This is a genomic window from Streptococcus sp. 2741, assembly GCF_013276315.1.
Classification (GTDB): domain Bacteria; phylum Bacillota; class Bacilli; order Lactobacillales; family Streptococcaceae; genus Streptococcus; species Streptococcus pseudopneumoniae.
In genome coordinates this window covers 1-9,821 of sequence record NZ_VMKU01000096.1, presented here as the reverse complement: position 1 = coordinate 9,821, position 9,821 = coordinate 1, and the positions used below count along the sequence as shown (strand labels likewise).

The window sequence follows — 9,821 nt, the reverse complement described above, 5'->3', positions numbered from 1 at the left end:
ACTGTTTAGTTAATCTTGACATTATAGTTTTTCTGAAACGTTAAATATAAAGAACTTAATCAATTATTTCATATTCATTAAGTTCTCCATCATGACCGTTTCTCCACTTTAACTCTTTTCTATTTAGTACCTTCACAAATATTTCCAATCTTTTTATAATATTCTCATATTCCTCAAGAAAGGTAGTTAACTCTTTTTGTAATCTCAAAAATTCCGAATTGATTTGTTCTAGAGATGTTGATTCTGGCAAATTTAATTTTGAAAAGTCATATCTTGCAAGCTTTCGACTGCTCACATCCTCACTCTTTAAATTGATAAGCACTTCCGCCATCTTATTTAAGTTGGCGATTTTTTCATTAATTTGATTTAGTTTTATATCTATCTCTGCTATTTCTTTTACTAACTCGTCTTTAATGTCTTGGTATTTCTTATCTGCTTCAGTTAATTCAATGAAGAGGTTAATCTCAGTAATCTTTTCCTGTAGACTCTTAACTGTAGGTCTTCTGTATGGTATTACTCGACTATCGTTGGTTAGCTGTCTTATCAATGTTCGTCCTTTGACATACTGATTTTTATCCGAATGTTCTTTGTTATATACAAAGTATGAGGTTGTCTCTCGGATATAGACTTTATATTTTTTCTGATTGTCTTCTTCAATAATATCTAGCTGATAATTAGGAATGAAAATAAGACTGCTCTGTTTGACACCGAAAGCCACCTTGATATAGACGCCCTCATCAACTACCTTCTCTATTTGATGCTCTGCAAGTTCCACTTCAAATTCGTGAACGGCATCTCGTTTTTCCTTAAATGTCTCAAAGGCTTCCTCAATCTCTTCAGTGGATACTTTATCCTTATCTCGTTCTTCTTGGAAAGCATGGTACTGTTCCTGTAAATTCTCTAATCCTTCTGAAGCAACGACTTCCTTATTTTTAAAATAATCTTGAAAAAATTTGACATCATATAATTTCTTATCACTTATTTTTTTATGACCCAAACTTATCTTTTGATTATCTTCTTCCAGGATAAAAGTTACATTTTTTTGTTTTAAATCAATGGTTAGATTCAATTCTTTTGCTTTTGTTATTAACTCTTCTAAAGAATTGACACGGTTCAACAAAAATTCTAAACGACTTTCAATCTCTTGCTTAGCAAAATGCGTTCTAAAAAATTCTTCATCATATAGATCTCGTTTGCTGAGTTGGCGTCCTCGAATTGGTTTTGTCATTGCTCGATTCGTCATCATGAATCGACTATGCTTTTGACTAAAATCAATCTGAACATGCAACTGCTTTGCTTTCTCTAAAAAATCATCAAACGATTTAGATGCTGAAGCAAAAAATAAAGACGTTGTTTCAATTCAAATTTATGACTAGATTCCTTATATTTTTTATAATCTCGATAGGAATAACGTTTCTCAATAATTTTTGCACCAGCCATTTTAGAAATACGGTCTGAAATCATACGGAGGTTTCGTTCCAAGGCATAGTTCCATATCAACTTTTTATCTGAATTGCGGTCAATAGCGTTGATTAGGATGTGATTATGAACATGATCTTTGTCTGTGTGAGTTGCTACGATGAACTTAAAACGACCTCCTGTCAATTCCATCATGGTCTCATAACCAATGCGGTTAATTTCTTCAGGTGTCAGATTATCTTCAGGAGAAAATGATTGAATGAGGTGATGAGCATGAATAGTTTGTTAGTGTTTTTCTTGTCGGTCATTTCTGGACTCGTACAACTTGTCGTTATTAGTAAAGTTAACATTGTACATTTCTACCATTTCTGCATGGCTAGGAAAATCTAAGTAATTACTCATGCCAAAATCAGATACTAATTTTAGATTATCTGTTTTATCTGGATTGAGGATATATTTAATCAAACGCCTACGATATTTTTTTCCGTGCGTCGCAAAGTGTTTAGTAACTACCATGAAACTCCTTCAGTCTTTTCACCTCCACTTGAAATTCTTTGTCCACTTCCTTAATTAATTCTCCGACTCCTTTACTCAATTCTTGTAATTGGTCCTGAGAAATCAGATGGCTTTGATTAATCGCACGCGCAATTTGATTGATGTTATTTCCAATCCGTCTCAATTCAAAAACTAACTGGTCATAAGTATCAGTGTTAATCGTGACAAATGACATATTGGGATTAAGCAAAACTTTTCTGGCATAGACTGAAAAATTTTGACAATTGCTCTTAGAAATCCGTTCATTCAATTGGTGTAATTCTGGATCAGTTAGAAATACTTTTTTGAGATTGGTACGATAGCGATAAACCATTACATCCTCCTAACCCATATATTTTTCACGAAACTCACGACTGAGTGGCTGTACTTGATTCACTTCTGCAATCAATTCTTGAACGCAAGTCAATAAGATTGAGACGTGCTCTTGAGTCACTTGATGATTTTCTCTTGCGACAACCAGAACTTCATACACATCTCGACTAATCTGTTCAAACTTTTGAGACTGCCAAAGGGAGAACCAACTTTCAAAAATTCTATCCTGATAATTCTTTTTCAATAAATTTTGACGAAGAAATTCTGAGAAACTATCCACTTTTTGTTCCCTCATCATTTCTTTTATCTGTTTTTCTTCTTGTCTCGTGATTCTAAATTGCTTTCGGATTGACTTAATTTCTTGTCCCATCTTACCATCCTTTCAACATTATACTTGTCTGACAATGTAAGGCTGCCTCACATTGTCAGTACGATTCCTAAAGACCTCAGTCTCTCCTTGTTCGGTCTTTGCGAGCTCAGATATTGTGTCCACAATATCCCAAAAATCATATCGCCAACCTATCAAAACCTTCTAGTTTTGACAGCCAACGATAAGATAACTTGGTGGCTCCGCCCCCACACCCCCCAGAGAAAATCTAACATAGATTTTTACAAGTTGAGAAAAGTATATCGGAAGAAACTTGGAGAAGTTATCACATGAAAAAGAAGAAATAAAAAAAGAGCCTTGTGGCTCAAAGTTCATTTTTTGTATTGATTATATATAGCAGAATCTTTCAAAATATAGTATTTAGTATCCCCATCTTTCATAACAATTATTTTTGATGATGTATTGATCTCACCTATATTTACATCATCCATATTTCTCACTGTAATGCTAACATTATCGTAACGATAACGTTTATTACCCACAATTATTTCCTGATTTTGAAAAGAAAGTTTATCATTTTCATTTACTTGTTTAATAGTTCGATCACTATTCAATATTAAAGCATAGTAATCTCCTCTGTAACTGGTTTTCATATTATTATCTATTTGAATACTAACGACAATAAATAAACCTAGCAAAATAATAGGGAGAATCCAGATAGAATGGTCAACTTTATTCAAAATTCTATACCCAGCATATTTAGTTTCCTGCATAATAGTGTTAAAAGATTCAGAGTTTTCTAGAATAAAATAATTAGAATCAATCCTCAAACTATCTTTTGAAACAACAATATTTTTTCTAAGGCCCTTTTTCGACTCAATTCCATCTTCCGTAATATGGTAAACATCACTCTTATTTTTTCCATAGTTTTTAATAATTGATTTACCATGTACATAATAGTAACGATTCCTATCTATGCTCCATTTTTTTGAAAAAATTTATAGCTTGCTTGGAAATATCTACCATTTACAATTGAACTATCTACCTCCTTAACACCCAATAAAAATCTTGATATGAATCTGAATATAGTTTCTTTATACTCAGTGTAAATCATAATTGAAAATAAAATAAATATAAATTTTACAAAAGTACTAAATAAAGAGAAAATTGAAAAATAACTTATATCCCTACATCCTCAAAAAAAGCAACCTCCTTAATTCTTCCATTTTCAATTAATATGCATTGATCTTGGCTATCAATTCTGCTCATATCATGTGTAGCTAATAAAATCAATTTTTCCTTGGATAACTCTCTAATAATTTTATGTAACTGCTCAGAATTCTCATTGTCTAAAGCTGAATCAAATTCATCTAAGAGAAGAATGTCAGGATTTGCTAGTATTGCACGTGCGAAGGAAATACGTTGTTTTTCGCCACCAGAGAGCGTTTGATCTAATGAGTCAGGATTCTTTAGATTATCCTTTCTGAGTAAATATTGTATTTTTAATTGTTTAACAACTTCTAAAAATTCAATCTCCTCTATCACTTTTCCTAAAACAATATTGTTATAAATAGAATCTTTAAAAATTACAGGAGTTTGTGGTAAATAGAGTATATTTGAATTAGAAGTACTTACACTAACAGTGCCTGTAATTTCAGGAATTAAACCGTCCATAGCTTTTAAAAGGGACGTTTTGCCTGAGCCACTTTCTCCAACTATGAATATCAAACCTGTTTTAGGGAAATTATACGATATTGATTTTAAAATTTTGATATTTCCAATTTTAAAACTAACATTATTTAGAGCGATTGAATAATCTTTAGAATTTACATAATTAACTTGAGAGTATCTCATATTATTTGAATCAAAAATTCTATCATACGAAACTCTAAATTCTCTACTGATATACATAACCTCTGTTAAGCTATTAAAGTTTTTTGTCAATATAGCAGAGTATGAGTTAAAAGCTATAAATTGCCCTATTGTTATTTTTTGGTTATGAATTAATACAATGCCAATAATCAAAATTGCTAAATATACTAAATAATTCGATATTTCTAATACTGTATTTTTTACAACGAAATAATAAGAAATGCGGAATTTTAATTTATTGACGTTAGTTACAAATTTGTTAATTTTTTGTTCTAAATATTCAGTAGCATTTAGGCTTTTTACAACAGGTATACCTGTTTTTAAATATGTGAACTCTTCATTCAATTCATCTATAGAATTTTTGTGAATAGTATTCATACTCTCAATTCTCTGTCCTAACAAATTATTGATACAATATAAAAACGGAAGAGATACAATTATAATTACAGTGAGACTGTAATGTATTCTAAGACAAAAATAAATTACTAAAATTGCCGATACCGAATTAAATATTATGATATCAATAACCTGTACTGCAATCTTGGATACTTCAGCAATGTCACCCAAGACTATCTCATTTATTTTTGAATATAAATTGGACTTCTCTCCTAAGAAACGTTGTATAAAACTACGAGAGCAACCTAATTCTATTTCAAAATTAGTTTTGGTCATTATTATAGCTTGATAATAATCCAGAAAACTCGATAATAGAATTGTTATTGTGTAGAATACAAGCTTTATTGCAACGGTATTGATATCACTCCTCAGAATATCATCGATCGATTTTCCCATAAAAAACGGTCTGGTCACTTCTAGTATATCTAATGCGAGCGTTAAGAATTCAATCAAAAGTATTTTTTTTATTGTAGTAAACTTTAAAATATTTATTATTTTTTTAATCAGTATCATCTAGCCTCAATAGTTCGATCTGTCCATATCTCTTAAATTCTTGTTTTATTTTTGAATCAGAATTTAATCGATTGATTAAAGATGCAAATTCAATTTGACTGTTTTCATCAAATGCACCAATTGACAACTTTATAAACGCTTCTCCCTTCACTCTATCAGTAATTATGAGTTCATATCGAGTATGGTTAAACCCAAAACTGGAACCCATTATAACATCCACCTCTTCTTCTTCAACTATTATTTTTAATAAAGAACAGTATAACAGATAGTCATCAATAGTGTAACTTTCATTTTTCATAATGATAAAAGGTGACTCACCTTTATTCTTTTCAGGATAAATAAATTTAAAATTTGATTTTTCTTTACTTAAAATATCATAAAATTTACGTGCGTTTTTGTATATTCTAGTACGATAAACATCAACTAGGTCATGATTTAACATCAGTTCATTTGATAAAAGTGCTATTTCATAAAGATTAAGATTTGAACCACTGATATTTCTTACCTTCTTTAAATAAACTGCTAAGTCATCAACTATTTCACATATACTATAATGTGAATAGATTGTAACCGCTCCAACATTTGAAAGTTCTAAACCCAATTGATAAAATTTTATAAGCGATTCAACTTCAATTAAAATCACATTAGTTGGAAAAATTTTTCCAAACGCATTTTCTACTTCATTCTTATCTTTATATAAAGTAGTATCTACAATAATAAATGTTATCTGATTGTCAGAAAAGCTTATTTCTCTGCTCTGAATAAGTTCAATTAAACTACAATAGCATAAATTATTGTAATCGATACTTTCGATAAATATAACATCAAATTCAACATCAGTATTACTATCCAAAGTTGATATAGAATTCATTAAGATGCTATTTATCATTCCAGTTTCAAAATAGGATGATTGAGTTAGAATATTTAATTTTTCTTTCCGTAAAATTCTTTTCAAAGAAATAATCACATTATAAATTGCTGAAATACCAGAATTAAAAAATATTGTTTTATGATAAAAGTCACTATCGATACTCAAATCAAATCTTCTCTCTAATACACGGTGAGAGATATTTCTCTCATAGGAAAAACTAATCGTTTCCCCATCAAGAGTATATGTTTTTCCAGTTATAGGAGATTTCAATTCTGATAAGAAACAACTAGCATTCTCTATAATTCTTTTTCTTACAATCTCCAATTGTGACTGAAAGTAACCACTCACAACTTGCTCACTACCTTTCAAAATTTCTAATATTTTGTCTGTTTCACTAATCATTTTGATTTCTCCTTATCTGTTGAACAACACATTCAAAAATCAATGAACAAATTGTTAATATCTCTTCCTTTTTATCGGGAATAAATTCAACGACATCCATTCCAACAATTTCAAACTCTTGTATTAATCTAATAAGAAGTTCCCTAATTTGATCCAGTGAGAATCCAAATGGTACTGGTGTTCCAACACCTCCTATCAATAATGGATCTATAACATCAACATCGAAAGTAATATAATACTTTAAGTTCTTATCCAGCTGAAATGTTTCAAAAATTGATTTTCTTGGATAAATTTTTACTTTGTCATTACTTATCAGATAAGGAGTTAGGGAACGAATACCAATACAATATATTTTCTTAACTGCATCGTTATTAGCAAACCCACCCAGATAATTTCCATGATGCATCTCATGAGACCAATTATTTAAATTAAATTCAAAATAATCATCGTGTGCATCAATATGGATAACCCCGATTTCACCTTTTAAGCTTGCTCCATTTATTGTAGAAAAGCTAATAGAATGATCTCCACCTAATACAATTGGGAAATTTGATGTACATACTAAGGAAAATATTATATTTGTTAAAAAAGAAAACTCCGGACCATTTCTATCGAATATTATTCCCTTAATATCTCCAATATCATATATAAAATCACTAATATCTGATATATCCTCATTGTAGGAAAGTAGAGAATATTCTCTATCATATATTATTCTACTAATTTCTCGTAATCCTTTACTAGCAAATTTACAACCAGCTCTATTGGTAACTGACTGATCATATGGAAAGCCCAGAAAAACTATTTTCTCTTTATACCCCATCGTTAAAAAACTTGCTAACTCTATAAATTTCACATTAAACATTGTATTTTGAAATTTATCTATTTTATATTTATATGATATTAAAACAGATTCATCGCAAAGTTTCTTGAATACCTTCTTACCTTCTTCCTTCTCGCAACCTATTTTCAGACAAAAATCCTCATAAGTAAATTCAATTTTATGTAAATCTCTGATAAATTCTATAAACTCCACTGTACACTCTGTAATTTTATTATTAGGAATATTAAAAATATAGCCAGTCTTATCACTATTAAAAAAAGCAAAACTAGGATTAACAATCCATTTCATAAAACTCTCCCACTAATAATATAAATATAATAAATAATATTAGAATAAAAACTCCTATTTATACTTTCTAATGTAAAATAGGAGTTTTTGCATAAAACATATACACATATACACAATTGTTTAACTAGTAATATGTATTGGTATATCAAATATATCTTGGTCTACTTCCTCCCAAGAGTTTTAAATCTAAACCAAAGGGATTTTTAATATTATGATTCCCTTTGTTATCTGCTTCAGATTTGATATCAAAAGTGTTTTTTGATTTCTTTGTTAAAGCAGACAATTCTTTGTTTAAAGCCTCAAGTTTCATTGTTTTCACCTCCTTTTATTTCTATAAATATATTCTATAGGAAGTCTAATACCATTAAACCTCCTAGAATTTGTAAAACTATAACCTCCAGAAGCATAGACAACTAGCAAATCTCCAACTGAAATTGAGGGAAAACTATGTAATTTTATCTTACCATCAAAAACTCCAAAATAATCACCTTCAAAAAGAGTACACCCAGCAATTTTTACTTTTTCTTCTATACCATCACTACTGGACTCCGAACCTATGCTCACGTTCTCAACCTTATAAATATTCCACGGCAAAAAATTCCAAGCTGATGAATCTACTGTTACAATTGTACTGTTTCCTAAAATTTGCTTTGATATAACTTTAGTAACTAAATAACCAAATGGAAGAGTAATAGCACCACCAGGTTCAATAATAATATTTATTCTCCGTTGATTTTCCTCATAGAAAGTTGATAGCAGTTCATCTATTCGATTAAGAGCTGCTATTGTTCGCTCACTATCTTCTAAGAGATGTAACAGACCTCCACCTAAATTAATTGTATCAATAGTATCAAAGAATTTACAAATTTCTAACAAATATTGAACTTTATAAATGAACAATTCTGGGGTCATTTGACCAGTATGAGTATGTAATCTCTTTATGACTAAACCATTATCTGATATATAATCAATAATTTCTTGATTCAATTCTATTCCAAATCTACTTTCCTCTCCGTAAGTTCCTAAATTTCTGTCACCCCACTTTGGGAAACTAACTCTAATACGAAGACCTATTTCCTGTGAAATACCGATTGAAACAAACTGTTTAATCTGGTCTAAAGAGTTAAAATCGATTAGAATGTTTTTGTTCGAAAAGTATATCATATCTTCTTTAGAATAGTATGGAGCAGTAGTAGTTACGAACTGAAAAGAATAGTCTTTTATCAAATCATATTCATAACGACTTGCCACATCACATCCCATTCCTAAAGAACTGAACTTGTTAAGAAAAAAATCACTATAAGAAGCTTTTACAGCATAACTTAATTTTAGAAAATCATATTTGGAAAAAATGTTTTTGACTTTATGTAACGTATAATCCAATTGTTCTTCATCATATACTAACAGTGGTGTCTTAAGATTATTCTCATTAACTAGATTAGTAAAATCAATACTAGAATTTTTATAAAACATTTTTATTTCTCTATTCTTTTACTTAAAAAGTATTCTTTATGTCCATCTGGAGAGTCATTAAGAATTCCAAAAACTTCAAAACCTTGACTTAAGTAGAAATCTAAACCTTGAAAGTCAAAGGTGCTTAAATGAACAATACTACATCCGTAATTTTTGGCACTTTCTAAAACATTATTTAACAATGCAGTTGCTATCCCTTGACGTCTATAAGTGTTTTTAACCCAAAGTGTATCAATATATAATATTTTCCAAATAACCGAATAAGCTACGATGCCACCTACTATCTCTTGATTATTCTCAACAATAAAAGCAATCTGTTTATAGTCCTCATCCTGACATGAAGGTAAGCATTTCTTATTGTGTTCCAATAGCATTTCTTCTATGTAGTCAATATTTTCATTATTTGCATCAGTAATCTTCATTTTTGCCCCTACAATTTTTAATGAATAATAAAAGCGAATATACTAGAGACTAATTCTATTCCATTATTCTTTAATCTGCCTTTCCAACATCAAGTCCATTCGATTTTTTTTGTGATTGTACTCGAA

General features: G+C 29.9%; 9 protein-coding genes and 1 pseudogene. All 10 read right to left on the bottom strand.

Features of this window, described 5'->3' with window-relative positions; all coding sequences use genetic code 11:
• Window positions 1-55: 55 nt before the first annotated feature.
• The 10 genes and pseudogenes from HT671_RS11380 to HT671_RS08890 all read right to left on the bottom strand — a co-directional run bounded on the left by HT671_RS11380 (window position 56) and on the right by HT671_RS08890 (window position 9,695).
• Window positions 56-1,935 (bottom strand): annotated as a pseudogene (locus HT671_RS11380) (SAG1250 family conjugative relaxase).
• Window positions 1,922-2,287, bottom strand: a complete 366-nt coding sequence (locus HT671_RS08930; RefSeq protein WP_023939826.1) for a plasmid mobilization relaxosome protein MobC — start codon at window positions 2,285-2,287, stop codon at window positions 1,922-1,924. The pseudogene HT671_RS11380 and the gene HT671_RS08930 overlap by 14 nt, the downstream one beginning before the upstream one ends.
• 9 nt (window positions 2,288-2,296) lie before the next feature.
• The gene (locus HT671_RS08925) at window positions 2,297-2,656 is read right to left on the bottom strand and encodes an SAG1252 family conjugative relaxosome accessory protein (protein WP_048787830.1); all 360 of its coding nucleotides are present in this window, start codon (window positions 2,654-2,656) and stop codon (window positions 2,297-2,299) included.
• A 329-nt stretch (window positions 2,657-2,985) separates the two neighbouring features.
• Complete coding sequence (locus HT671_RS08920; RefSeq protein ID WP_138703004.1) at window positions 2,986-3,387, bottom strand: hypothetical protein; 402 nt, start codon at window positions 3,385-3,387, stop codon at window positions 2,986-2,988.
• 406 nt (window positions 3,388-3,793) lie between these two features.
• On the bottom strand, window positions 3,794-5,395 hold the full coding sequence (locus HT671_RS08915) for an ABC transporter ATP-binding protein (RefSeq protein WP_172923133.1): 1,602 nt from the start codon (window positions 5,393-5,395) through the stop codon (window positions 3,794-3,796).
• Window positions 5,382-6,668 (bottom strand): hypothetical protein, encoded by a 1,287-nt coding sequence (locus tag HT671_RS08910; protein WP_050208506.1) that lies wholly within the window; start codon window positions 6,666-6,668, stop codon window positions 5,382-5,384. Before HT671_RS08910 ends, HT671_RS08915 begins: the two co-directional genes overlap by 14 nt.
• Window positions 6,661-7,800 carry an arginase family protein gene (locus tag HT671_RS08905; protein WP_050208508.1) on the bottom strand — a complete coding sequence of 380 codons (1,140 nt, stop codon included), beginning with the start codon at window positions 7,798-7,800 and terminating at the stop codon, window positions 6,661-6,663. Before HT671_RS08905 ends, HT671_RS08910 begins: the two co-directional genes overlap by 8 nt.
• Window positions 7,801-7,945: 145 nt before the next feature.
• On the bottom strand, window positions 7,946-8,110 hold the full coding sequence (locus HT671_RS08900; RefSeq protein ID WP_153299952.1) for a hypothetical protein: 165 nt from the start codon (window positions 8,108-8,110) through the stop codon (window positions 7,946-7,948).
• A gap of 5 nt (window positions 8,111-8,115) precedes the next feature.
• Window positions 8,116-9,273, bottom strand: a complete 1,158-nt coding sequence (locus tag HT671_RS08895; protein WP_050208510.1) for a hypothetical protein — start codon at window positions 9,271-9,273, stop codon at window positions 8,116-8,118.
• Window positions 9,274-9,275: 2 nt separating this feature from the next.
• Window positions 9,276-9,695, bottom strand: a complete 420-nt coding sequence (locus tag HT671_RS08890; protein WP_049493769.1) for a GNAT family N-acetyltransferase — start codon at window positions 9,693-9,695, stop codon at window positions 9,276-9,278.
• Window positions 9,696-9,821: the final 126 nt, after the last annotated feature.

Excerpts from the sequence above, each read along its gene's own strand:
- HT671_RS08930 (WP_023939826.1), bottom strand. The coding sequence starts at position 2,287 with ATGGTTTATCGCTATCGTACCAATCTCAAAAAAGTATTTCTAACTGAT.
- HT671_RS08925 (WP_048787830.1), bottom strand. The coding sequence starts at position 2,656 with ATGGGACAAGAAATTAAGTCAATCCGAAAGCAATTTAGAATCACGAGA.
- HT671_RS08920 (WP_138703004.1), bottom strand. The coding sequence starts at position 3,387 with ATGCAGGAAACTAAATATGCTGGGTATAGAATTTTGAATAAAGTTGAC.
- HT671_RS08915 (WP_172923133.1), bottom strand. The coding sequence starts at position 5,395 with ATGATACTGATTAAAAAAATAATAAATATTTTAAAGTTTACTACAATA.
- HT671_RS08910 (WP_050208506.1), bottom strand. The coding sequence starts at position 6,668 with ATGATTAGTGAAACAGACAAAATATTAGAAATTTTGAAAGGTAGTGAG.
- HT671_RS08905 (WP_050208508.1), bottom strand. The coding sequence starts at position 7,800 with ATGAAATGGATTGTTAATCCTAGTTTTGCTTTTTTTAATAGTGATAAG.
- HT671_RS08900 (WP_153299952.1), bottom strand. The coding sequence starts at position 8,110 with ATGAAACTTGAGGCTTTAAACAAAGAATTGTCTGCTTTAACAAAGAAA.
- HT671_RS08895 (WP_050208510.1), bottom strand. The coding sequence starts at position 9,273 with ATGTTTTATAAAAATTCTAGTATTGATTTTACTAATCTAGTTAATGAG.
- HT671_RS08890 (WP_049493769.1), bottom strand. The coding sequence starts at position 9,695 with ATGAAGATTACTGATGCAAATAATGAAAATATTGACTACATAGAAGAA.